Source organism: Paenibacillus sp. MDV22-iso6, assembly GCF_058408365.1.
Genome location: NZ_JBZVDZ010000005.1, coordinates 77,778 through 101,632, shown reverse-complemented (window position 1 = coordinate 101,632; position 23,855 = coordinate 77,778). Strand labels below are relative to the sequence as shown.

Annotated in this window: 21 protein-coding genes; all 21 read left to right on the top strand. The window is 46.7% G+C overall.

Annotation, left to right across the window (positions count from 1 at the left end; all coding sequences use genetic code 11):
* Positions 1–17 precede the first annotated feature (17 nt).
* The 21 genes from rnpM to sleB all read left to right on the top strand — a co-directional run bounded on the left by rnpM (position 18) and on the right by sleB (position 23,796).
* Entirely contained in the window at positions 18–326 is a 309-nt protein-coding gene (gene rnpM, locus AC4PM4_RS15480) for an RNase P modulator RnpM (protein WP_053783828.1), read from the top strand.
* Entirely contained in the window at positions 316–645 is a 330-nt protein-coding gene (locus AC4PM4_RS15475) for a YlxQ family RNA-binding protein (RefSeq protein ID WP_029880929.1), read from the top strand. The genes rnpM and AC4PM4_RS15475 overlap by 11 nt, the downstream gene beginning before the upstream one ends.
* Positions 638–3,223: a translation initiation factor IF-2 gene (gene infB, locus AC4PM4_RS15470; protein ID WP_063566377.1), complete on the top strand. Its 2,586-nt coding sequence runs from the start codon at positions 638–640 to the stop codon at positions 3,221–3,223. Before AC4PM4_RS15475 ends, infB begins: the two co-directional genes overlap by 8 nt.
* Positions 3,224–3,248: 25 nt before the next feature.
* Positions 3,249–3,608: a 30S ribosome-binding factor RbfA gene (gene rbfA / locus AC4PM4_RS15465; RefSeq protein ID WP_063566376.1), complete on the top strand. Its 360-nt coding sequence runs from the start codon at positions 3,249–3,251 to the stop codon at positions 3,606–3,608.
* A gap of 19 nt (positions 3,609–3,627) precedes the next feature.
* Positions 3,628–4,605, top strand: coding sequence for a DHH family phosphoesterase (locus tag AC4PM4_RS15460; protein ID WP_491614012.1), 978 nt, complete (start codon positions 3,628–3,630; stop codon positions 4,603–4,605).
* A complete protein-coding gene (truB, locus tag AC4PM4_RS15455; protein WP_491614010.1) occupies positions 4,599–5,522 on the top strand; it encodes a tRNA pseudouridine(55) synthase TruB in 924 nt (307 codons plus the stop codon). The genes AC4PM4_RS15460 and truB overlap by 7 nt, the downstream gene beginning before the upstream one ends.
* Positions 5,523–5,588: 66 nt before the next feature.
* Positions 5,589–6,527, top strand: a complete 939-nt coding sequence (locus AC4PM4_RS15450; RefSeq protein ID WP_063566432.1) for a bifunctional riboflavin kinase/FAD synthetase — start codon at positions 5,589–5,591, stop codon at positions 6,525–6,527.
* 159 nt (positions 6,528–6,686) lie between these two features.
* Positions 6,687–6,956 (top strand): 30S ribosomal protein S15, encoded by a 270-nt coding sequence (gene rpsO, locus AC4PM4_RS15445; protein ID WP_056700672.1) that lies wholly within the window; start codon positions 6,687–6,689, stop codon positions 6,954–6,956.
* 252 nt (positions 6,957–7,208) lie between these two features.
* Positions 7,209–9,311, top strand: a complete 2,103-nt coding sequence (gene pnp, locus AC4PM4_RS15440; protein ID WP_063566373.1) for a polyribonucleotide nucleotidyltransferase — start codon at positions 7,209–7,211, stop codon at positions 9,309–9,311.
* A gap of 222 nt (positions 9,312–9,533) precedes the next feature.
* Positions 9,534–10,529: a polysaccharide deacetylase family protein gene (locus tag AC4PM4_RS15435; RefSeq protein WP_491614006.1), complete on the top strand. Its 996-nt coding sequence runs from the start codon at positions 9,534–9,536 to the stop codon at positions 10,527–10,529.
* A 98-nt stretch (positions 10,530–10,627) separates the two neighbouring features.
* Positions 10,628–11,911 (top strand): M16 family metallopeptidase, encoded by a 1,284-nt coding sequence (locus AC4PM4_RS15430; RefSeq protein WP_072732415.1) that lies wholly within the window; start codon positions 10,628–10,630, stop codon positions 11,909–11,911.
* Positions 11,871–12,317 (top strand): dUTP diphosphatase, encoded by a 447-nt coding sequence (gene dut / locus AC4PM4_RS15425; RefSeq protein WP_170867769.1) that lies wholly within the window; start codon positions 11,871–11,873, stop codon positions 12,315–12,317. The genes AC4PM4_RS15430 and dut overlap by 41 nt, the downstream gene beginning before the upstream one ends.
* Before the next feature lie 228 nt (positions 12,318–12,545).
* The gene (gene dpsA / locus AC4PM4_RS15420; protein ID WP_063566370.1) at positions 12,546–13,445 is read left to right on the top strand and encodes a dipicolinate synthase subunit DpsA; all 900 of its coding nucleotides are present in this window, start codon (positions 12,546–12,548) and stop codon (positions 13,443–13,445) included.
* Positions 13,442–14,038 (top strand): dipicolinate synthase subunit B, encoded by a 597-nt coding sequence (locus AC4PM4_RS15415; RefSeq protein ID WP_491614003.1) that lies wholly within the window; start codon positions 13,442–13,444, stop codon positions 14,036–14,038. Before dpsA ends, AC4PM4_RS15415 begins: the two co-directional genes overlap by 4 nt.
* A 421-nt stretch (positions 14,039–14,459) precedes the next feature.
* Entirely contained in the window at positions 14,460–15,677 is a 1,218-nt protein-coding gene (gene dapG / locus AC4PM4_RS15410) for an aspartate kinase (RefSeq protein WP_491614001.1), read from the top strand.
* A gap of 47 nt (positions 15,678–15,724) precedes the next feature.
* Positions 15,725–16,600, top strand: coding sequence for a 4-hydroxy-tetrahydrodipicolinate synthase (dapA, locus tag AC4PM4_RS15405; RefSeq protein WP_072732416.1), 876 nt, complete (start codon positions 15,725–15,727; stop codon positions 16,598–16,600).
* A 477-nt stretch (positions 16,601–17,077) separates the two neighbouring features.
* Positions 17,078–18,757 (top strand): ribonuclease J, encoded by a 1,680-nt coding sequence (locus AC4PM4_RS15400; protein ID WP_063566368.1) that lies wholly within the window; start codon positions 17,078–17,080, stop codon positions 18,755–18,757.
* A gap of 227 nt (positions 18,758–18,984) precedes the next feature.
* On the top strand, positions 18,985–19,746 hold the full coding sequence (locus tag AC4PM4_RS15395) for a ClpP family protease (protein ID WP_063566429.1): 762 nt from the start codon (positions 18,985–18,987) through the stop codon (positions 19,744–19,746).
* Positions 19,743–19,973, top strand: coding sequence for a YlzJ-like family protein (locus AC4PM4_RS15390; protein WP_063566367.1), 231 nt, complete (start codon positions 19,743–19,745; stop codon positions 19,971–19,973). The genes AC4PM4_RS15395 and AC4PM4_RS15390 overlap by 4 nt, the downstream gene beginning before the upstream one ends.
* A gap of 90 nt (positions 19,974–20,063) precedes the next feature.
* Positions 20,064–22,778 carry an FtsK/SpoIIIE family DNA translocase gene (locus tag AC4PM4_RS15385; protein WP_400344039.1) on the top strand — a complete coding sequence of 905 codons (2,715 nt, stop codon included), beginning with the start codon at positions 20,064–20,066 and terminating at the stop codon, positions 22,776–22,778.
* Positions 22,779–22,965: 187 nt separating this feature from the next.
* A complete protein-coding gene (gene sleB / locus AC4PM4_RS15380) occupies positions 22,966–23,796 on the top strand; it encodes a spore cortex-lytic enzyme (RefSeq protein WP_063566365.1) in 831 nt (276 codons plus the stop codon).
* Positions 23,797–23,855 lie beyond the last annotated feature (59 nt).

Below are 23,855 nucleotides of genomic sequence, written 5' to 3'. Positions count from 1 at the left end.
CGGGGGGGCGCTAACGTATGAAAACTAAAAAAGTACCGCTGCGCAAATGTGTGGCGTGTCAGGAAATGATGCCCAAAAAGCAGCTGATCCGTATCGTTAAAACGCCAGAGGATGAAGTGCTGATCGATTTGACTGGCAAAAAGTCCGGACGTGGTGCTTATTTATGCGGCAAAGAGTCCTGTTTTAAGCTTGCACTCAAAAACCGGTCTTTGGATCGGGCGCTAAAGGGCAAAGTCTCACCGGAAATTTATGAGCAATTGGCAGCTGATTTCGTTGCGGTAGAGGACGAATTCATAGCAGCACAGGAGCGTGAACATGATGAATAATAAAACATTGTCTTATCTGGGACTCTCCATGCGTGCAGGCAAACTTGTGACAGGTGAAGAAATTGTACTTAAAGCGATCCGTTCTTCCGAAGCTAAAATGGTTATTGTTGCGGGTGACGCCTCGGCCAATACACAAAAGAAATTTCGCGACAAATGCGGGACATATAAAGTTCCACTGGTGATCGGATTTGACCGGGATAGTCTGGGTTCAAGTATCGGTAAAGAAACGCGGGTTGTTCTTGCAGTAACGGATCGAGGGTTTGCAAAAATGATCTCCAAGCAAGTCGGTATAATGTCGGAGGTGGAGTATATTGAGTAAACAGGAAAACAAGGATAAATTGCGAGTTTATGAATATGCGAAGTCCCTCAATATGAGTAGTAAAGAAATTATAACCATTCTTAAAAAGCTGGATATTCCCGTAAACAATCATATGAGTGTCATGGAGAATGGTTCAGTCGGTAAGGTGGAACAATTTTTTAAAGATATAAAATCCACTGCCGCTTCCAAACAAAGTAACGAAGCAAAATCCGTTGCTACTTCGTCAGTGCGCAGTGACAAAACAGTGGACAGCAACAAGCCGGCCGGCGGAGTGAACACGCCGAATAGCAGTAACCCATCCGGTAGTCCCGTACAAACAAAAATACAACAGGAAAAGCAGGTAGGTATGAACAATAGACCAAATTCCAACAATAACAATGGCTCCCAAAGACCTAGCGGCCAAGACAGCCGCAACAGAACGAACTCTTCCCAAGGCTCAAGCCAAGGAGGACAATCAAGTAATCGTCCAAGACCAGCTCAAGGTGGACAAAGCAGTACAGCATCCCGTCCGCAAAGTACAGGTCAACGTCCATCGAATAGCGGTGGCGGTCAAACAAGAAGCGCAGGACCGACTAGCAGTGGCAACACTGGCACTGGCGGCAACCGTACTGGTGGCCAAGGACAGAGCTCAGGACAAGGCCAACGCAGAGGCGGCCAAGGTAATTCCGGCAACAGCAACAATAATAGCGGCAACCGTTCGAACAGCGGTGGCGGTGGACGTCGTTATGACGATAACCGTGGCGGCAACTTCCGCGGTAATCGTGGCGGTAAGAACAATCGCAACAGAAATCAACAACAGTACCAACAACGTGAGAAAATTGATAACACACCTAAGAAAATCATCGTACGTGGTGACATGACTGTTGGTGAAACAGCGAAGTTGCTCCATAAAGATGCTTCCGAAGTTATCAAAAAACTCATTGCGATGGGTGTAATGGCAACGATTAACCAAGAGCTTGATATCGAAACAATCCTGCTGCTTGCTGGAGAGTTCGGTGTTGAGGTTGAAGTGAAAATTGTCCTTGAAGATGACCGCTTCGAAACACTTGAAGAGAATGATGATCCTGCTGATTTGCAGTCTCGTCCTCCGGTAGTTACGATCATGGGTCACGTTGACCATGGTAAAACAACATTGCTTGATGCGATTCGTTCAACAAATGTAACGGGCGGAGAAGCAGGCGGTATCACGCAGCATATCGGTGCTTATCAAGTTGAAATTAACAACAAAAAAATTACGTTCCTAGATACACCAGGTCACGAAGCGTTTACTGCTATGCGTGCACGTGGAGCACAGGTTACGGATATTACAATTATTGTTGTAGCTGCAGATGATGGTGTTATGCCACAAACCGTTGAGGCGATTAACCATGCCAAAGCTGCTGGGCTGCCAATTATCGTAGCTGTCAACAAAATTGACAAGCCGGGTGCAGATGCGGATAAAGTAAAACAAGAATTGACCAACTATGAACTCGTTCCGGAAGAGTGGGGCGGCGACACCATCTTTGTTAACGTTTCGGCGAAACAAAGAATCGGTCTAGAAGGTCTGCTTGAAATGATCCTGCTCGTTGCAGAAGTGAATGAGTACAAAGCAAACCCGGACAAACGTGCCCGTGGTACAGTGATCGAAGCCGAGCTGGATAAAGGACGTGGCCCAGTTGCCCGTATTCTCGTACAGCACGGTACACTGAAAGTCGGAGATGCTTTTGTTGCAGGTAACTGCTTCGGTCGCGTACGTGCGATGGTAAATGACAAAGGTCGCCGTTTAAAAGAAGCTGGACCTTCAACACCTGTAGAAATTACTGGTCTGACTGAAGTTCCAGGTGCGGGAGATCCGTTTATGGTGTTTGAAGATGAGCGTAAAGCGCGTTCTATCGCCGACAAACGTGCCATTACACAACGTGAATCCGATTTGGGTACAAATACACGTGTGACATTGGACGATCTGTTCCAGCACATCAAAGACGGTGAAATCAAAGATCTGAACGTAATCATCAAAGGTGACGTACAAGGTTCGGTTGAAGCATTGAAAGGTTCCCTTGCGAAGATCGAAGTTGAAGGTGTACGCGTGAAAATCATTCATAGCGGCGCTGGTGCAATCACAGAGTCTGACATCATTTTGGCTGCAGCATCCAATGCCATCGTGATTGGTTTCAACGTTCGTCCTGATAATCAGGCGAAAGCGACTGCAGATCAAGAGCAAGTAGACATTCGTCTGCATCGCGTTATCTACAGCGTTATCGAAGAAATTGAACAAGCGATGAAAGGTATGCTTGATCCGATTTACAAAGAAAAAGTAATCGGTCATGCTGAAGTTCGTAGCACGTTCTCCATTAGTAAAGTCGGTACCATTGCTGGATGTATGGTTACCTCCGGTAAAATTACGCGTTCCGCGGAAGCACGTCTGATTCGTGATGGCATCGTCCTTTACGAAGGCAAGCTGGATTCCCTGAAACGTTATAAAGATGATGCCAAAGAAGTAGCCCAAGGTTACGAGTGCGGTATCACGCTGGATAAATACAATGATCTCAAAGAAGGCGACGTTATCGAAGCCTTCATTATGGAGACAGTACAACGATAAGCAAGGAAGCATGAGGTGAACAACAATGGCTAAGATTCGTACAGGTAGAGTGGGCGAGCAGATCAAGAAAGAATTAAGTCTGCTTATCCAGTCTGAACTGAAAGATCCTCGTATCGGCTTTATTACCGTAACGGGAGTCGAAGTGACAGGCGACTTGTCGCAAGCCAAAGTTTATCTGAGTGTCTTCGGTGAACAGGAACAAAAGGATAATTCGCTTAAAGCGCTGGCAAAAGCAAATGGATTTTTGCGTTCAGAACTGGGCAAGCGTATCCGTTTTCGACATGTTCCCGAGTTGATATTCAAGATTGACGAATCTATTGCATATGGCAGCCGAATTGAGAAGCTGCTTGGTGATATCGGTACCGACAAGAACGAATCCCAGTAACAGAATAAAGGAGACGGCAATGCACACTTATGAACAGGCGCTTCAGGACGGAAAGCAATTTCTGCTGGAGCATGATGATTACCTGGTCGTGTCGCATGTACAGCCGGACGGTGACGCAGTCAGCTCGACGGTAACGGTGGGCTGGCTGCTGTCATGTCTGGGCAAGACATTCACGATGATTAATGAAGGTGAAATTCCACAACGCATGAATTTTCTGTGGGAAGCTGGCAAGATCGTGAACATGACCGAACAACCACCAGCGCGGAAATATAAAGCGATTATCTGTGTGGATTGTGCAGACTTTTCCAGGGTAGGCCTGACTCGTCATTATTTCGAAGAAGATGCTGTCATTTTAAATATTGATCATCATCCGACCAATGACGCGTATGGAACAGTAAACATCATTAAGCCAGACGCAGCAGCAACGGCTGAAATTCTGTTTGATTTCCTCAATCTTTTCCCAGTGAAGTTGAATAAAGATGTGGCTACAGCAGTCTATACAGGATTGCTAACAGATACAGGTGGATTCCGCTATGCGAATACGAGTCCTAATGTGATGACCACTGCATCCAAATTGCTTGAACATGGTGTGGATGGACCTTATCTTGCACAGATTTTGCTTGAGCAGGTTACGCTCCCACAAGTCCGTATATTGAACCAGGCACTCTCAAGCCTGCAAATGACTGACGATGGCAAGATTGCCTGGGTGGTCATTACACCTGAAGACATGATTGCTTGTGGTGCAGCTAATGAAGATCTTGAAGGGGTAGTCAATTACCCACGTAACATTCAAGGTGTGGAAGTGGGCATCTTTTTTAAAGTAATCAATGACAATGCGGTGAAAGTATCTCTCCGGTCAGCTGGTAAAGTTGATGTTGCCTCGCTTGCACAGAACTTTGGTGGAGGCGGACATGTACTCGCAGCTGGATGTCGCGTAGAGGGCAAGTTGAAAGATATCGTGGAACTAGTGCTGAAGCAGGTGAATGCTCAATGGTAAAACCATTTGAAGGTGTACTTCCGGTGTATAAACCAGCGGGATTTACTTCTCATGATGTTGTGGCCAAAATGCGTCGCATTCTCAAAATGAAACGTATTGGTCATACAGGCACATTGGACCCGCAAGTTACTGGCGTACTACCGCTTTGCCTAGGACGGGCAACACGTGTGGTGGAGTACATGCAGGAGCTTCCCAAGGAATACCTGGCAACGCTACGACTGGGTCTGTCTACTGACACGGAGGATATGACAGGTGAAGTTATTGAGCGGTCGGAGACGGCTGTTAAGGTGACACAGGAGCAGGTTCAGCAGGTGCTGGAGCAATTCCTGGGCACCATCTCACAGGTTCCACCTATGTATTCTGCAGTCAAAGTGGATGGGAAACGTCTTTACGAGTTAGCTCGTGAAGGAAAAACGGTAGAGCGCAAGAGTCGGGAAGTTACGATCTATGAGCTGGAATTGACAGGGATTGAGAATCAAGGCGACACTACGGATATATCGTTCCGTGCTTTATGTTCCAAAGGGACATACATTCGAACATTATGCGTGGATATCGGCAAAAAATTGGGATATCCGTCCACCATGCTACACCTGGAGCGTACGATATCGGCTGGGATTTCTGCTGATCATTGCCTTCATTTTGAAGAAGTGGAACAACGCATGATCGATGGAACGTTAGCCGAGGTGTTGATTCCGGTTGATGAAGCCATCTCTTCCATTCCGGCTCATACGGTGGGTGCGGATCAGACCAAGGGAGCACTTCAGGGCCAGAAATTATCGGCGCGTTTGCTCGAACCGCCTGCAGAACAACCTGGTCTACTGCGGTTATATGATCAGGATGGGACGTTTCTGGGGATATTTGAGCGGGATGAATTGAAAGCAACGGTGAGAGCTGTTAAAGTCTTTTTGCCGGAATAAAGAGGTTCCTGGTTTGAGTGGTGGTACTCAAGCCTGGCCTATCAAGTGAAATGCAGGTGAATGATTGTGAAAACCGTAATGCTAACCTATCCGCAGACGTTACAATCGGCTGTTCAGGGCACACATCCCCAAGTGCTCGCGATCGGTCAATTTGACGGGCTGCATCTCGGACATGCAAGTGTCATTTTGTCAGCTGTCCGCATTGCACGCGAAACGGGCATGCAGGCAGCGGTGATGACCTTTCATCCTCATCCGAAGGAAGTTATGCGCAAAGGGGATTACGAGGGTTATCTAACTCCCTTGAGAGATAAAGAAGACATCCTGGCAGGGATGGGTGTAGACGTGCTCTACGTGGTCGAATTCAATGAGGAGTTCTCAAGGTTGACGCCGCAGCAATTCGCACATGATCTGCTGCTTCCGCTTCAGACTCGAACAGCGGTAGTTGGTTTTGACTTCCGCTTCGGTCACAAGGGAGCAGGGGATGAGCAGCTTCTTCGCACATTGGGAGAAGGCGAAATGACGGTGGAGACTGTGCCTCCATTCCTGTTAAATGGCGAGAAGGTAAGCAGTTCTCTCATTCGTGGCCTGTTGAAGCGTGGAGAAATGGACGAAGCCAGTCAATGGCTCGGACGACCTTACAGCATCAGGGGAATCGTAATTCATGGAGAGAAGCGTGGGCGGACCATTGGTTTCCCTACCGCTAACCTTGAACTTACGGATCATTATGTTACGCCAGCGAAAGGTGTTTACGCTGTTCGTGTGCAGTATGGGGAGCAAGAACTGCGTGGCGTCATGAACCTTGGTGTGAAACCTACCTTTCACGAAAACGGGATGAAACCTACGTTTGAGGTGCACTTGCTTGATTTTGATGGGCAGATATATGACCAGGAATTAAAGGTTGATCTCGTTCACTACATTCGTGCAGAGCGAAAATTTGACTCGATTGATGCTTTGATCAGTCAGATTCGTGAAGATGCATTAACCGCCGCCCGCCTATTATCGTAAGGCTCAGGACAAAATACATGTTTACATTTACTTTGTCTGGGCAACTATGATATAATGTACTACGTTGTCGTTTGAGACAACACATAACCTTGGCTTGGTTACTTGCTCTCACCGGCGGTGACGAGGCTAATGGCGATTATAATGAAGGAGGTGAATAGGATGGCATTGACTCAAGAACGTAAACAACAACTGATCGACGAGCACAAAACTCATGAGTCCGATACTGGATCACCTGAGGTGCAAGTTGCTATCCTTACGGAAAACATCAGAAGTTTGACAGACCACTTGCGTACACACAAGAAAGACCACCACTCACGTCGTGGACTTTTGAAAATGGTAGGTCAACGTCGTAAGCTTTTGGCTTACGTGAAAAACAAAGATGTTAAACGTTACAGCGCACTGATCGAAAAACTCGGATTGCGTCGTTAATTATCGTACATGTTTTCAAAATCAACCTGGCTGTTATCCGTCATTCCTTTGTCTAAAAGGACAAGCGGAGCTTACAGCCGGGTTGTTTTGTAGATGAACATGTTGCCATATATTTGTAGCTGATGGCTCCGCAAGGAGCTTTTGTTTTGCAAGTGAGCATGTTGCTGTGCAGTTAATGAATGCAGGACAAGCAGGAAATACTGTGAAAATGCAGAATCCATTGTGTTAGGAACGAATAAAAGGAGGGATTTCATGGAACAGCGTGTTGAAATGCAGCTTGGTGGAAGAACGCTTACGCTTGAAACAGGGCGTTTGGCCAAGCAGGCTAATGCTGCCGTTAAGGTAACGTACGGGGATACCGTTGTATTGTGTACCGTGACAGCATCAAGTGAGCCTAAAGATCTGGACTTTTTCCCATTAACGGTAAACTATGAAGAAAGATTGTATGCCGTAGGTAAAATCCCAGGTGGATTTATTAAACGTGAAGGCAGACCAAGTGAGAAAGCGATTCTTTCGAGCCGTTTGACAGACCGTCCGATTCGTCCTTTGTTCCCGGAAGGTTTCCGTAATGATGTACAAGTTCTGAATATCGTTATGAGTGTGGATCAGGACTGCGAACCGCAAATTGCTGCCATGATAGGTACATCGGCTGCACTGAGCATTTCGGATGTTCCATTTAGCGGACCGATTGGTGGCGTAAAAGTTGGACGTATTAATGGTGAGTTCATCATCAACCCAACGATTGCACAGCTAGAGGTAAGTGAGATTGAACTCGTTGTAGCAGGAACCAAAGATGCCATCATGATGGTTGAAGCGGAAGCGAACGAAGTTCCGGAAGAAGTAATGCTGGAAGCAATCATGTTCGGACATGACGAGATTAAGAACATTGTTGCAGTCATCGAACAACTCGTACAAGTGGCTGGTAAAGAAAAAATGGCTGTGAAATTGCATGCCGTTAATGCTGAAGTTAACAGCAGTGTACGTGAGTTCGCCAGTGCTCGTCTGGTTGAAGCTGTTAAAATTGCTGAAAAACATGCGCGTCAGGATGCAATCGATCTTGTGAATGACGAAACCGTTGCTCACTTCGAAGAGAAGTATATTGAGACTCCAGAACTGCTCAAAGATGTGAAAGAAGTGCTGCACGATATCGTTAAAGAAGAAGTGCGCCGCCTTATCACACATGATAAAGTTCGTCCGGATGGACGTGGACTCGCTGAGATCCGTCCAATTGAATGTGATACTTCCCTGCTGCCACGTACTCACGGTTCAGGTCTGTTCACTCGTGGACAAACACAGGCGCTCAGCATTTGTACACTTGGTGCATTGGGTGATGTTCAAATTTTGGACGGAATCAGTCTTGAAGAAACGAAACGTTTCATGCATCACTATAACTTCCCACCGTTCAGCGTAGGTGAAGCTCGTCCATTGCGTGCTCCAGGCCGTCGCGAAATCGGACATGGTGCTCTAGGTGAGCGTGCTCTTTCCAAAGTAATTCCTTCCGAAACAGACTTCCCATACACAATTCGTCTGGTATCCGAAGTATTGGAATCCAACGGTTCAACTTCCCAGGCAAGTATCTGTGCCAGCACATTGGCTATGATGGATGCAGGTGTACCAATCAAAGCTCCAGTAGCGGGTGTAGCTATGGGTCTGATCAAAGACGGAGATCATGTATCTATCCTGAGTGATATTCAAGGTATGGAAGATCACCTTGGTGACATGGACTTCAAAGTAGCAGGAACACCTGATGGTGTAACAGCTATTCAAATGGATATCAAAATTGATGGTATTGATCGTCAAATTTTGTCCGAAGCATTGGCTCAAGCCAAAGAAGGTCGTATGCACATCTTGAGCAAAATGACCGAAGTGATGAAAACTCCACGTGAGCAGTTGTCACAATATGCACCTAAAATTACAACCATGCATATCAATCCGGACAAAATCCGTGATGTTATCGGTGCAGGTGGTAAAATTATCAATAAAATCATCGAGGAAACCGGTGTTAAAATTGATATTGAACAAGATGGACGTGTCTTTATCGCTTCTTCCAACCAAGAGATGAATGATAAAGCCAAATCGATTATCGAAGGCATCGTACGTGAAGTACTGGTCGGCGAGATTTATGTAGGTAAAGTAAAACGTGTTGAGAAGTTTGGTGCATTTGTTGAAGTGCTGCCGAACAAAGAAGGTCTGGTACACATCTCACAATTGTCCACAGAGCGTGTCGCTAAAGTGGAAGATGTTGTTGCCATTGGTGATTCCATTACGGTAAAAGTAACGGAAATTGACCCACAAGGCCGTATCAACTTGTCCCGCAAAGCCGTATTGACTGCCGAAGCTCCAGCTCAATCATAGGCTGCGTGCCATCATTTTTTTGAAAAGATAGATTGAATGAAGAGACAGAATGTGAATTTCTGGCTCTTTTTTTAACGTTTAAATACCTTTATGAAATCGATTGTCTACCCATACGGCCTCTGAATCCAGCTTTGAAGATACTTTACATGAACAGCTTGTTTTATTCATATTCTTGCACTTGTCCTCATATGATGGGGACAAAGACGGCGGGAGGATGGAGCTGTGGGAAACCAATCCAAAAAGCTGGCGGCTGTTCTGGTAGGTATGGCAGCTGTCATACTGGTCGGACAAGTGGGCAGTGTACGTACATACATTACGGAAATCCGTGATGGGCCAGGCACGCAAAATGCATTTGATATGTTCAAAGAGGCAACCGGAGAAGATCAGCTGTTGTCGGCGATCCGGGATAAAGCGGCCGAAACGAAAATCGCTCCGGTAAATGCCAGAGTGGATCGGGTCTGGAAAGCGATACCCGGGTATAACGGAATAGAAATTGATGTGGAAGCCACGTATCGCAAAGCACTTGGTGGGACGCTGAATACTAAGATAGCGTATGTCTATCGGCAGACTGTACCTGAAATCCAGCTTAAAGATTTGGGTGCACACCCGATTTACCGGGGGAATGCCGAGAAACCAATGGTGTCTTTCATGATTAATGTAGCGTGGGGCAATGAATTCATTATCCCGATACTAGATACGCTTGACGCCGAAAAAGTCAAAGCTACTTTTTTTCTGGATGGAAGCTGGTTGAGCAAAAACGAAGAACTGGCTAAAGAGATCCAAAAGCGTGGACATGAGTTATCAAATCATGCATACTCACATCCGAATATGAGTCGGTTGAGTACGGAGCGAGCCAAGCTGGAAATCAGTAAAACCCAGGACCTGCTCAAAGAAAAATTGGGTGTGGAGAACCAATGGTTTGCTCCACCTTCCGGTGATTTTAATCAACAAACAGTCGACATTGCTTCCGGCATGGGACTACAAACGGTACTTTGGACACTGGATACGGTGGATTGGCGCAAACCAAGTTCTGCTTCTGTTGTAGCCAAGATCGCCAAAAACGTAGAAGCCGGTACATTAATTCTGATGCACCCCACGGCTGCTTCTTCAGGAGCTTTAAAAGGAATGATTGATTCCATACGGGCCAAGGGTTTGACGCTTGGAACCGTTAGCGAAACGTTGTCATCCGAGCGCGTGAAGGGATCAGCGGTTGAGTGAATGATGTTTTTTTGTTACTATCAAACAGTTGGAACCAAATGTCGATTTCAATTTCGCGTTGAAATCCAGGCAATTATAGAGATGTAGGAGGGCCAACCGTGAAAAAAATTCAGCTGGGCAATGGCCTCAGAGTTGTCATGGAACAGATTCCGACCTGTCGTTCCGTGTCATTTGGAATATGGGTCAAGACAGGTTCTCGCAATGAGCAGCCTGCAAGCAACGGAGTGTCACACTTTATTGAGCACATGCTGTTCAAAGGAACGGATCGTTATGATGCCAAAGCGATTGCGGAGCAATTCGATGCCATTGGTGGTAACGTGAATGCGTTCACTTCGAAAGAATACACTTGTTATTACGCCAAAGTATTGGATGAACATCTGCCAATAGCTGTCGATGTGTTATCCGATATGTTCTTCCGCTCTAAAATGGATGATGGTGAACTGCTTAAGGAGAAAAATGTCATTCTGGAAGAAATATCGATGTATGAGGATACACCGGATGACATGGTGCATGATCTTATGGCTTTGGCCGCCTATGGTGAGCATCCGCTCGCTTACCCAATTCTGGGTACTGAAGAGCGTCTCAAGGCGATGGACTCCAGCCATCTGCGTGCATATATGAAGGAGCACTATACGATTGAGAATACCGTTATTAGTATTGCAGGGAATATTGATGACAGTGTGATCGATTTGATGGAAAAGCATTTTGGTGCTTTTGATGTCAATGGTGTATCTGAACAAGTCACGCTGCCTGCATTCCAGAGCGGACAACTCTTTCACAAAAAGAAAACGGAACAGAATCATATCTGTATCTCATTCCCGGGATGTAAGATCGGAGATCCGCTTCAGTTCGCGATGGTCGTGCTGAATAATGCGATTGGCGGAGGTATGAGCTCCAGACTGTTCCAGGAAATTCGGGAGAAGCGCGGCCTTGCTTATTCCGTTTATTCGTATCATAGTTCCCATGCGGATAGTGGACTCTTCACCATCTATGCAGGTACAGCGCCGAAACAGACGAAAGAAGTTCTGGATCTGACCAAAGAAGTTCTGAACGATCTGGCTGTAAATGGATTGTCAGAAGATGAGCTGCGCAAAGGAAAAGAACAGCTGAAAGGCAGTTTGATCCTCAGTTTGGAAAGCACGGGCAGCCGCATGAACCGTCTGGGCAAAAACGAGCTGATGCTGGGCAGACACCACACGCTGGACGAAATGATTGCCAAAATTGAAGAAGTAACGATGGACGATGTCGATGCTGTGCTGGACCTGATGTTTGCCGAGCCATTTGCGCTCGCTATGGTCGGTGCTTCGGATCGTACGATCGCTGGATTAAGAAGGGATGATTTTGTTGCATTACGTTCAAATTCAAAAGTTACCGGGCAATGAAGATATTAAGTTGCCTCAAAAAATGTCAGAGCTGGCCTCCGGCTTTGATGTAGTTGCGGCATTACAAGAAGAGGTTGTATTGCAGCCGGGACAGCGTACGTTGATTCCTACGGGACTCGCGATGGCTATGCCAGCTGGATTGGAGGCACAGGTTCGCCCTCGTAGCGGTCTGGCTTTCAAACATGGGATTACGTGTCTGAACACACCGGGCACCATTGATGCCGATTATCGCGGGGAAGTTAAGGTCCTTCTGATCAATCTGGGTCAGGAGCCATTCACGATTGTACGTGGGGAGCGTATTGCCCAAATCGTCTTTCAAACTGTTCCAGCAGTTGAATTAACAGAGGTAGCTGAACTGTCGGAAACTGTACGTGGAGAAGGCGGATTCGGTCATACCGGGAAATAAAGGATTCGAAACCAAGCTGTAAATAAGAGCATCTTCTGTAATAAGAGCTTCACAGTTTAATTTACTGAGCATGTTCTCGAAGAGTCGTCCCCGAGGGGGCGGCTCTTTTTTCTTTTTTTGAACGATAGAGATAATTTTTTCTTTGCATGCTTCAATTTTAATGTTTCACCCCCCTGTGGGCCACTGCATACGATAAGGCATACATGTGGTGAAAGGAGTGACGTCCCGATGCTGACCGGTGTCCGGATTATAGTCCTGGGCGGAGATGCGCGGCAGCTTGAAGTCATTCAAAAATGCGCAGAGCTGGATGCTACGGTAAGTGTGGTGGGCTTCGACAAGCTGGAGCGTTCCATTCCGGGTATCGAACACCAGGAATTGGAGGACGATGTATTTGCTTCGGCAGATGTGCTGGTGCTTCCTGTGGTCGGGTGTGATGATCAGGGGAAAGTGAGCACTTCGTTCAGTGATACACCGATTTTTCTGAAAAAGGAACATGTTGCGGCATTGCCGGAGCATTGTATTGTGTTCACAGGTATGGCGAAGCCTTTTTTACGTGATTTGTGCCGGGAAAATGGTCTACGGCTTGTTGAAGTACTCGATCGTGATGACATCGCGCTCTACAACTCCATTCCGACAGCTGAAGGCGCCATTGCCATGGCGATTCGGGAGACGGACTTCACGATCCACGGCTCGGAATGCATTGTGCTTGGATTGGGTCGAACAGGTTTCACAATGGCCAAAACGCTTCAGGGACTTGGGGCAAATGTACGGGTGGGAATCAGGCGCGAAGAGGATGCTGCTCGAGCAGCCATAATGGGCTGGAAGCCTTTCATGACAACGGATTTGGCCGCTCAAACCGGGGAAGTTGACTTGCTTTTTAATACGATACCGACTATGATAATCACAGCACAAATCCTGTCCAAAATGCCGCAAAAAGCAGTCATTATCGACCTCGCATCCGCTCCTGGCGGCTGTGATTTCCGGTATGCCGAAAAACGCGGTATCAAAGCGCTACTTGCGCCTGGCCTCCCCGGCATTGTTGCTCCCAAAACGGCTGGCGGCATTATTGCCGACGTCTTAATCCGTTTGCTTTTGGAAGAACAAAACGCACGGGAGGTTGAACAATGAACTGGCAGGGAAAAACGGTAGGTTACGCAATTACAGGTTCTCATTGTACGTTTGAAGAGGTTATGCCGGTGATTAGCCGCTTCGTAACCGAAGGTGCCAATGTTGTCCCGATTATTTCCAATTCGGTTCTGACTACGGATACACGCTTTGGGACCGCGCAAAATTGGCAAAAACAGTTGAAAGATATAACGGGGAATGATATCATTTCTACAATTGTTGAGGCAGAGCCGTTAGGTCCTTCCAAGTTGCTCGATGTGCTCGTAATTGCTCCATGCACAGGCAACACGACGAGTAAGCTGGCTAACGCGATGACGGACAGTCCGGTTTTAATGGCAGCCAAAGCTCAGATGCGAAATCAGCGTCCGCTGGTACTCGCGATTTCCACCAATGACGGCCTTGGGTTGAATGCTGCGAACATCGCCAAACTGCTGGTGGCCAAATATTTGTATTTTGTGCCATTTGGGCAGGATGATCCAGTGAAAAAACCGAACTCGTTAGTGGCCAAAATGGAGCTCATTCCGGAGGCATGCTGGAGTGCGCTTGAAGGCAAACAGTTACAGCCAATGATTGTGCAGCGCTCTGCACAGGCTTGATAGTTCTTGGGTCCGCCGTAACATTAGTTTGTTATAGACATGGTTCTGTACAGACTTAGTTACGGGGATAACGGTTATTCGCTTGAAGAAATGAAGATGGTTCGAGAGACAAAGAAAATCATGAGGGACGTTATGCTGGTATAAACAGCTACCTGTGTCCACGTTCCTTTCATTAAAAGGGAATTCCTGCTTGCAACGATAAGGTTAGGCAAGCGGGATCAGTGCACGGGGAACGTGTGCGTCATGATCTCGATAACAACCGCGGCCTTCATATGGGATTGTTTCACTAATCTTTGATGAGGAGCGGCATGAAATGCCGTATAAAATGCTGAAATTATCGCATCGGAACGCTCCCTAGGGTGATCCATTTGTTGATTGACCCGTGTCCAGTCTTCATGCGTACACAAATGGAGGAATAAAGATGCGCATCATGGTACAGAAATTCGGAGGTACATCTCTCTCTACCGTTCAGGCGAGAGAGCATGTGCTCCGTCATGTTAAACGTGAACTTGAAGCAGGAATGAGTCTGGTCATTGTTGTGTCAGCGATGGGGCGCCGCGGTGAGCCTTATGCGACTGATACGTTATTGGACTGGGCTGCACAGAACGGAAATGCACTCTCCGCACGCGAAAAGGATTTACTGCTGTGCTGTGGTGAAATTATTTCTGCGACGACTTTGAGCAGTCTGCTCGAACATGAAGGCATTCCAACTACAGTGCTGACCGGTGCACAAGCAGGTTTTGTGACGGACGACAATTTCGGGAATGCCCGAATTTTGGATGTCCGTCCTGTTCGTGTGCTGGAGCAGCTACAGAGTGGGCGTGTTGTCATTGTTACGGGGTTCCAGGGGCAGACCGAGAATGGTGACTTTACTACCCTTGGTCGTGGAGGAAGTGATACGTCAGCCACAGCTCTTGGTGCAGCTTTACACGCTGAGATGGTGGACATATACACAGATGTAAATGGGATACTGACAGCAGATCCACGTATCGTGGAGGACGCTCGTCCGTTGACTGTTGTGAGTTATGCCGAGATATGTAATATGGCCCATCAAGGAGCCAAGGTAATTCATCCGCGTGCAGTCGAGATTGCAATGCAATCCCAGATTCCAGTGCGTGTACGGTCTACCTTTGCAGATAGTGAAGGGACGCTGGTAACGCATCCAGAAGGATTCCAGGATGTGCAGACAGGCATTGTCGACCGATATGTAACAGGGATTGCCTATGTAAGTAATGTTACGCAAATAACGGTGGAAGTGCCGGGCGGTGCAGATCGTTTGCAGCTAAAAGTGTTCAAAACGATGGCTGAAAATTCGATAAGCGTAGATTTTATTAATGTTACCCCCCTGGGAGTTGTCTATACCGTTTTCGATAGTGATTCCGAGAAAGCTATACAGGTACTGCAGGAAATTGGTCTTAAACCGCAAAGTCTTTCCGGATGTGCCAAAGTTTCCGTCATCGGCGGAGGGATCAACGGAGTGCCAGGCATTATGGCACGGATCGTGGAATCCTTGACACTGGCGGACATCCAGATCCTGCAATCTGCAGATTCCAATACAACGATTTGGGTACTTGTGAAAAAAGAAGATATGGTTCAAGCTCTGAGGGCGCTTCACGCCTCATTCGAACTTCACTTGTAGTACTTTGAAGTCAGCGGAGCCGGACCTGTTTTGAAGGAGGAATCGAATTGGACTTTGGAAGATTGATTACAGCAATGGTCACTCCGTTCAACGAACAAGGGGGGATCCATTGGGAGGAAACTGCACGTCTGATAGACTATTTGATTGAAGATCAAAAGTCAGAGACGCTTGTTATTTCAGGAACAACTGGAGAATCTCCCACGCTTAGCGACAAAGAAAAAGTAGAACTATTCGAATTCGCAGTAAAACATGCGGCTGGACGGTGCAAAATCATTGCTGGAACGGGTAGCAATAACACCGCTCATTCAATCCATCTGACACAGGACGCTGAACGTGCTGGTGTAGATGGTGTTTTGCTGGTTGTCCCTTATTACAACAAACCAAGTCAAGAGGGAATGTTTAGACACTTTGAAGCGATCGCGAACGCGACGAAACTGCCGATTATGTTGTATAACGTTCCTGGACGTACAGCAGCCAGCCTTTCGGCTGCAACAACGCTTCGTTTGGCACAGATTCCTAACATTGTAGCTACGAAGGAATGTGTATCGTTGGAGCAAGTCACGCAGATTGCTGCGAGTGCACCGGGACATTTCAGGGTGTATTCCGGTGACGATGCTTCTGGCTTGCCAGCCATTGCTGTAGGTGCTTACGGGATCGTTAGTGTTGCTAGCCATGTGGTAGGCGCTGAGATGAAACAAATGATTGATTCATACTTCGGTGGTGCACCTGTACAGGCGGCTCAGATACATCAGAAGCTGTTTCCGGTGTTCAAAGGTCTATTCGAGTGCCCGCAGCCTTTACCGAACCCTGTAGCGGTGAAATACGCTTTGACATTGCGCGGTCTGAACGTCGGATCTGTTCGCCTTCCGCTTATAGCCGCAACAGAGGATGAGCAAGGTTTTATTCGTGCCTTGTTCAACTAGCAATAATACGATATTGAACTGATTTGTTAACTTTTATAAACCCATAGAAATTGCAGAAGAACCGTTCCTCATTTAAGAGGAGGCGGTTCTTTTTTTTGACGATGATTGTTAGGTTTCTTTTCACAACTGGAGGCAAACGTAGAGGTTAACGAGAGAGTGACTTGTTTTTTTTGTTTTTAATCATGTATAATGATGTCAAGTGACTGGGTGCGGTATTTTTTTGAAATTGAAAGCGACATCGTTTCTTGGTGTAGCTTTGTGGTGAAAAAGGAAGGAACGGCTAAGAAGGATCATTTCAAAATCCATCTTGTTGGTGAAGGGGAATAACTTCGAAGAACTTCTTCCAAATATCGTGAATAAAGGTGCTCTTTTGCATTCATCCCTATTTACGGGCATGGGTGTGATGGACTGCTTTTCTTAACTTACAATAAAATAATAAGGTACGACGTCCAACTACCATAGGAGGTTTAGATTCATTTGTCTAAGAAAAATAACAACGATAAACTGATGATTTTTGCTTTGGGCGGCGTAGGCGAGATTGGTAAAAATATGTACGTCATCCAATACGCGAACGACATTGTAGTCGTAGATGCTGGTCTTAAATTCCCGGAAGAAGATATGCTTGGAATCGACATTGTCATTCCTGACATCTCTTATCTAACTGAAAACCGTGACAAAGTAAGAGGTATTATTTTGACTCACGGACATGAGGATCATATCGGTGGTCTGCCATATGTTCTGAAACATTTGAATGTTCCTGTATACGGAACAAAGCTTACTCTCGGACTTGTGGAGAACAAGCTGAAAGAAGCCAATTTGCTGGGTGAAACAAAACGCATCCTGATTGATGCGGATTCCGAGATTCAACTCGGCTCTGTATTGAAAGCAACGTTCTTTGCTACTAACCATAGTATTCCGGATTCCGTCGGCGTATGTGTCGAAACACCGGAAGGCGCTGTTGTTCATACAGGTGACTTCAAATTTGACCACACTCCAGTCAATGGTCAATATGCAGATCTCCAGCGTATGGCACAGATCGGAACCAATGGCGTACTTGCCCTCTTGTCCGATAGTACCAACGCAGAGAAACCTGGATTTACACCTTCGGAGAAAAATGTGGGTATCGTTCTGGAAGATATCTTCCGCAAAGCAAGCCAACGTGTCGTTGTAGCAACATTTGCTTCCAACGTACACCGGATTCAACAGGTTATCAATGCAGCTGAAGTAACTGGACGTAAAGTCGCAGTTATTGGACGCAGTATGGTAAATGTGGTGGGTATTGCTTCTGAACTGGGTTATCTTGAGATTCCAGACGGCATGATTATTGAGCCGGAAGAAGTAGGCAAAATGGCTGCAGACCGTGTAGTAATTCTCTGCACAGGTAGCCAAGGCGAGCCGATGTCAGCATTGACACGGATGGCTCGTTCCACTCATCGTAAAGTAGATATTTTGCCTGGTGATACAGTAATTATTGCTGCAACTCCAGTTCCAGGTAATGAGAAATATGTAGGCCGTACGATTGATGAACTGTTCCGTCTGGGTGCCAACGTGCATTACAGCGGTGCAAACAGTGGCGTTCACGTATCCGGTCACGGTAGCCAGGAAGAGCTCAAGCTGATGCTTAACCTGATGAAACCAAAATATTTCCTGCCGATTCACGGTGAATTCCGTATGCAGCGCCGCCACGCGGTACTGGCTGAATCTGTAGGTATTGAACCAGACAACATTTTCATTACGGATATTGGTGAAGTTGTTGAAATTCAAGGTGGAGCAGCACGCAAGGCAGGTAAAGTTACTGCAGGTAACGTGTTGATCGATGGCTTGGGTGTAGGCGATGTAGGTAACATCGTATTGCGTGACCGTAAATTGCTGTCACAGGATGGCATTCTGGTTGTCGTGGTAACACTGAGCAAACAGGATGGCAAAATTGTTTCCGGTCCGGACATCATCTCCCGTGGATTTGTCTATGTACGCGAATCGGAAGGACTGCTTGATGAAGCGAATCGCATTGTCAGCAGCACATTGCAGAAGTTGATGAGTGAGAACGTTAACGAATGGGCTTCACTCAAAACGAATGTTAAAGATGCACTCGGACGCTTCTTGTATGAGCAAACTCGTCGTAGACCGATGATTTTGCCAATCATTATGGAAGTTTAAAATAAATCAAACAAAAACATAAATTCAGGCACACAGTCGCCCCTTCTCTACGAGTAATATTGGACGGTTCCTCGTAGAGAAGGGGCTTTTTTTGTTTTTTTCTGGCCTTACACCAGATTATGGAGAAATTGATGAGTAATCGGGTATAAGTCAGCTGGAACATTCCCCATACTAAGGAAATACATTACATGTTTCTGGAGAAGGGGAGTAATCGAATGAGCGAATATATGAAAAACAAGCAAACACCCAAATCGGAACAACCGGGCACCGAGACACCGGAAGTGCCTGCACAAGAGGAAAAGGCGATGTCACCTGTAACGGAGGCTATTCAGCAATTTGGACAGACGCAGTCACCTGCAGCTGAATCGAACATTTTCTGTATGACCATTATCGGTCAGGTGGAAGGGCATTTAATTTTACCTCCGCAAAACAAAACAACAAAGTATGAACACCTCATTCCTCAGCTGGTTGCAGCAGAGCAGAATCAGCGAATCGAAGGAATTCTGATCATTTTAAACACGGTAGGAGGAGATGTGGAGGCGGGCTTGGCTATTGCTGAAATGATTGCTTCACTCAGCAAACCTACGGTTACTGTCGTCATTGGAGGAGGGCACAGCATCGGGGTTCCAATTGCGGTTGCTTCAACCTATTCCCTGATCGCGGGTAGTGCAACAATGACCATTCATCCGATCCGCATGAACGGACTCGTGATAGGCGTGCCTCAGACGTTTGAGTACATGGAGAAGATGCAGGAACGTGTCGTAAGATTTGTTACGTCGCACTCCAATATCTCTGAAGAAATGTTTAAGGAACTGATGTTTAAGACAGGTGAACTCAACCGCGATATCGGAACAGCTGTGGGTAGCGCAGATGCGGTTAAATATGGATTGATGGATGCCGTAGGCGGGATCGGCCAGGCCATCGCTCAATTAAATCAGCTCATAGGAGACAAAAGACAGACGCTGCAGGCAGGGGGTTATACCCAATGACGCTCTACACAGTGATGCCACCTGAACTGTTGTGGTCAGGGATGTGGAATGAGGGAGAAGACACCCGGGAGATCAAGATGAACGGATTATTGATGCAGGTCAGACCTGTTAATGAAAATGAAGCTGTCATTGTACGTTTACTTGAATGCCCCTTGGAAGCTTATCTGAATCCCGCCAATATGCCCGGATCGATCGTTCCACTTTCGGGTAACCCGGGACCAACATAACGTGACCAAATAAGACAAATTGAGCAGAAAAAGAACATATGTACGGATTATATTTGTATGGTATAATATTCTTCTGGGGGTGACCTGATTTTGGCCAGAAGAAAAAAGAGGAAAAAAAAGGCCGCAGCATTTAGCGGCGTTTTAAAATATGAAATTTACGGCATTGTGCTTATTACCCTTGCTGTCATTGCCTTGTCGGGTGAAGCAACCGTAGGGCGCTCGCTTTCCAAGATGTTTGGATTGATGCTTGGCAAGTTCTATTTTGCGATTCCGCTTATAGGGATTTATTATGGCTTAATGGTGATGATTCATCGAAAATGGCCAAGCGGCTGGACAACGCGCAAGACAGGGCTCGTATTGCTGGTGTTTGCTTTAACCCTGATGAGTACCGTCTCTGCTATGCACCAGAAGCTTATACCGGTTGGAGCCCTTGAGCCTGGTGCTGTACTTACACAGATACATAATGATATGCAAACCGAGTTACTCACGCCTGCTGCGCCAGGCGAACGGGATTCGATGCTCAATAAGGACATTAGCGGCGGTTATATAGGAGCGGCGCAGTTTGCCTTGTTCTTGTGGTTGTTTGGCAGCTTGGGAGCACGATTGATTATGATCGTGATGTTCGTTATCAGTTTCATGCTAATTACCAATCTTTCTTATGTCGATCTGATTCGCATTTTCAGAACCAAGATATGGGATGCAGGAAGTGCGATGTACAAAAAGCTGGAAGCTAGACCAGCAGCACGTGCCACTTCAAGCTCTGCGGGCAAGAAAAGCGGGAATGTTCGCAAAGTGGTGCCTGTTCCAGTGGACGACGAGGAAGATGATGACGATGATATGCAGGATCAGCAACTACCGAAACGAAAAGCACCAATATTTTTCCAACTCTTTGGAAAATGGGGTTCTGATCGGGAACGGACGAAGGCTGAGCGTGGAGTGGGCGAGGATGATTCTTTAGATACGGAACATATCGTCTACCGAGCCGAGCAGGAAACGCCTGCAGATTCATGGCATGACGAGCCAATCATCGCATCCGATGTTATGGCTCCCGCAGCAGTTCCTGTGCAATCAAGACCTAATTCGGCTCCAATCATCCGTGACTTCTTTGAGCATGTTAGATCCGAGGATGCGGGTAAAGATGATGATCTGGATGATGCGTATCCTTTCCCAGATGATCTAACGGCTAACATGCAGGGAGAAGGGATCCCAATCAAGATCTCAGATGAACTTGTGGATAACAATGAGTGGCCTGGAGCGACGGATGCTGTTGAGGGTAGTTCAGACGTTGGGTCTACGTTGAGCAATGGGGCTCAAGGTTCGGTTGTTTCAGATACGGAGGGGCAGGAAGTGCAGCCAGTTAAGCCTCCACCACCACCTCCGAAACCTTATAAACTTCCGTCATTCAGGCTTCTTTCCAAGCCGAACAATGGAGGTAAGGGTGGCGACCAAAAGGATTATATGCAGACTGCACGCAAGCTGGAAGCAACGCTGGAAAGCTTCGGTGTTCGTGCCAAAGTACTTGAAGTAGTCAGAGGACCTGCTGTTACACGGTATGAGATCCAACCGGATATTGGTGTGAAGGTTAGCAGAATTGTAAGTCTGACAGACGATATTGCTTTAGCCCTGGCGGCAAAAGATATCCGAATGGAAGCACCCATTCCTGGTAAATCCGCTATCGGTATTGAAGTACCTAATGGAGAGGTATCCGTAGTAACAATGCGGGAGGTTATGGAAACAGCTACATTCCAGGAAGCTGAATCCAAAGTGACCATTGCATTTGGACGAGATATCTCAGGACAGACGATCATCGGTAATCTGGCTCGTATGCCCCATTTGCTGGTGGCTGGTGCGACGGGTTCAGGTAAATCCGTATGTATCAATGGTATTATTACGAGCATCCTGTACAAAGCGAAGCCGGATGAAGTGAAATTTTTGATGGTCGATCCCAAAATGGTCGAGCTAAACGTATATAACGGAATTCCGCATCTGATGGCGCCAGTCGTAACGGATCCTAAAAGGGCTTCACTTGCTCTCAAAAAGATCGTTGTTGAGATGGAGAAAAGATATGAGTTGTTCTCCAAATCCGGTACACGTAACGTTGAAGGTTATAACAATCTGATGAAAGACAACCCAGCGGCGGTTTTGCCTTACATCGTTGTTATCGTGGACGAGCTGGCTGACCTCATGATGGTTGCCGCGGGTGACGTGGAAGATGCGATTGCCCGATTGGCTCAGATGGCGCGTGCCGCCGGTATCCATCTGATCATTGCCACACAGCGCCCTTCTGTGGATGTTATCACTGGTGTAATCAAAGCCAACATTCCGTCCCGGATTGCCTTTGGTGTATCCTCTCAAGTGGATTCTCGAACCATTCTGGATATGGGTGGGGCCGAGAAGTTGTTAGGTCGGGGAGATATGCTGTTCATGCCAATGGGAGCTTCGAAGCCGGTTCGTGTACAAGGTGCTTTCATGAGTGATGAGGAAGTTGAAAATATCGTGAATTACGTGCGTGGTCAAGGTGAAGCGCAGTATGACGAATCCATTGTGCCAGAGGTGGACGATTCCGTTCAGGCAGCAGATGAAGTGCAGGATGAGTTATATGAACAAGCAGTGCAGATTATTTTGGAGGCTAAGCAAGCTTCCGTTTCTCTACTGCAGCGCCGAATGCGAGTGGGTTACACGCGCGCAGCACGTTTGATTGACTCCATGGAGGCCCGAGGTGTAATTGGTCCTTACGAGGGCAGTAAACCAAGGGAAGTATTGATCTCACTGGAACAGTATCAACAGAATAAAATAAGCTCGTAATACACAGCATGTGTAAACAATCCAAGCCCTTAACCTTATTGGTTGAGGGCTTTTTGCATGCCACTTGACTGAAGATTTGCCATGATGTCCAATGATCGGAGGATTTGGTGCATAGGAACGAAGTATGCTTGTCATAATAACCTTAGCGATTCTGTTAATCCCACAAGAGAAAGGTAGAGCACAGTCGATGCGAAAAATGAACATATGGCTTTTCACTGCTATTTTGCTGATGTCCGCATTGGGAATTCGTTATTTGCTTCCAGGGAATACAGCAACCGAAAGTCCAAACCCAAGTACCCCGCAAGTCGAAGAGAAGTCGATACCCACCTTTAGCACCAATGCTGTGAAATATGGAAGTTACGGTCAGGATGTATACGAGCTTCAAGGCCGGCTAAAATATTTGGGATTTTACAATGGTAAAATTGACAGTAATTTTGGCAGCACTACATTGAAATCGGTAAAATGGTTTCAATCGGAATTCGGCATGAAGGCAGATGGTGTCGTTGGAGCCAAAACCAAGCTGAAACTTTACAATGCTTCAAAACAATGGTCGCCAACAGAAACACCGTTGCACAAGGATCAAACTTCAGGAGATAGTGGGAAAAATAACAATACTGCGGATAAAGAGCAGGACAATATGGGCTCAGCCAATTCCATGGGGTTGTCGGAGAACGAAATCAAAATTATGGCTAACGCCGTATATGGTGAATCTCGCGGAGAGCCATTTGAAGGTCAAGTTGCAGTAGCGGCAGTTATCCTGAATCGCGTGAAATCACCGAGTTTCCCGAACACACCGTCAGGAGTAATTTTCCAGCCGGGTGCGTTTACTGCCGTTGCAGACGGACAGATTTATCTTGAACCGAATGCACAAGCTAAAAAAGCAGTTGAACAGGCGATGAATGGTTGGGATCCATCCGGTGGATGCCTCTATTATTTTAATCCGAAGACAGCTACTTCCAAATGGATCTGGACACGTCCTCAGGTAAAAACAATCGGGCAGCATATATTCTGTATGTGATGATCTTGGAAGCAACCAGAAGGCGTGACTTCGGTTGCTTCTTGCCTTTTGAATGGGTT

What these genes read in the sequence shown, in the direction of transcription:
- rnpM (WP_053783828.1), top strand. Translation starts at nt 18, where the DNA reads ATGAAAACTAAAAAAGTACCGCTGCGCAAATGTGTGGCGTGTCAGGAA.
- AC4PM4_RS15475 (WP_029880929.1), top strand. Translation starts at nt 316, where the DNA reads ATGATGAATAATAAAACATTGTCTTATCTGGGACTCTCCATGCGTGCA.
- rbfA (WP_063566376.1), top strand. Translation starts at nt 3,249, where the DNA reads ATGGCTAAGATTCGTACAGGTAGAGTGGGCGAGCAGATCAAGAAAGAA.
- AC4PM4_RS15460 (WP_491614012.1), top strand. Translation starts at nt 3,628, where the DNA reads ATGCACACTTATGAACAGGCGCTTCAGGACGGAAAGCAATTTCTGCTG.
- truB (WP_491614010.1), top strand. Translation starts at nt 4,599, where the DNA reads ATGGTAAAACCATTTGAAGGTGTACTTCCGGTGTATAAACCAGCGGGA.
- rpsO (WP_056700672.1), top strand. Translation starts at nt 6,687, where the DNA reads ATGGCATTGACTCAAGAACGTAAACAACAACTGATCGACGAGCACAAA.
- pnp (WP_063566373.1), top strand. Translation starts at nt 7,209, where the DNA reads ATGGAACAGCGTGTTGAAATGCAGCTTGGTGGAAGAACGCTTACGCTT.
- dpsA (WP_063566370.1), top strand. Translation starts at nt 12,546, where the DNA reads ATGCTGACCGGTGTCCGGATTATAGTCCTGGGCGGAGATGCGCGGCAG.
- AC4PM4_RS15415 (WP_491614003.1), top strand. Translation starts at nt 13,442, where the DNA reads ATGAACTGGCAGGGAAAAACGGTAGGTTACGCAATTACAGGTTCTCAT.
- dapG (WP_491614001.1), top strand. Translation starts at nt 14,460, where the DNA reads ATGCGCATCATGGTACAGAAATTCGGAGGTACATCTCTCTCTACCGTT.
- AC4PM4_RS15395 (WP_063566429.1), top strand. Translation starts at nt 18,985, where the DNA reads ATGAAAAACAAGCAAACACCCAAATCGGAACAACCGGGCACCGAGACA.
- AC4PM4_RS15390 (WP_063566367.1), top strand. Translation starts at nt 19,743, where the DNA reads ATGACGCTCTACACAGTGATGCCACCTGAACTGTTGTGGTCAGGGATG.
- sleB (WP_063566365.1), top strand. Translation starts at nt 22,966, where the DNA reads ATGCGAAAAATGAACATATGGCTTTTCACTGCTATTTTGCTGATGTCC.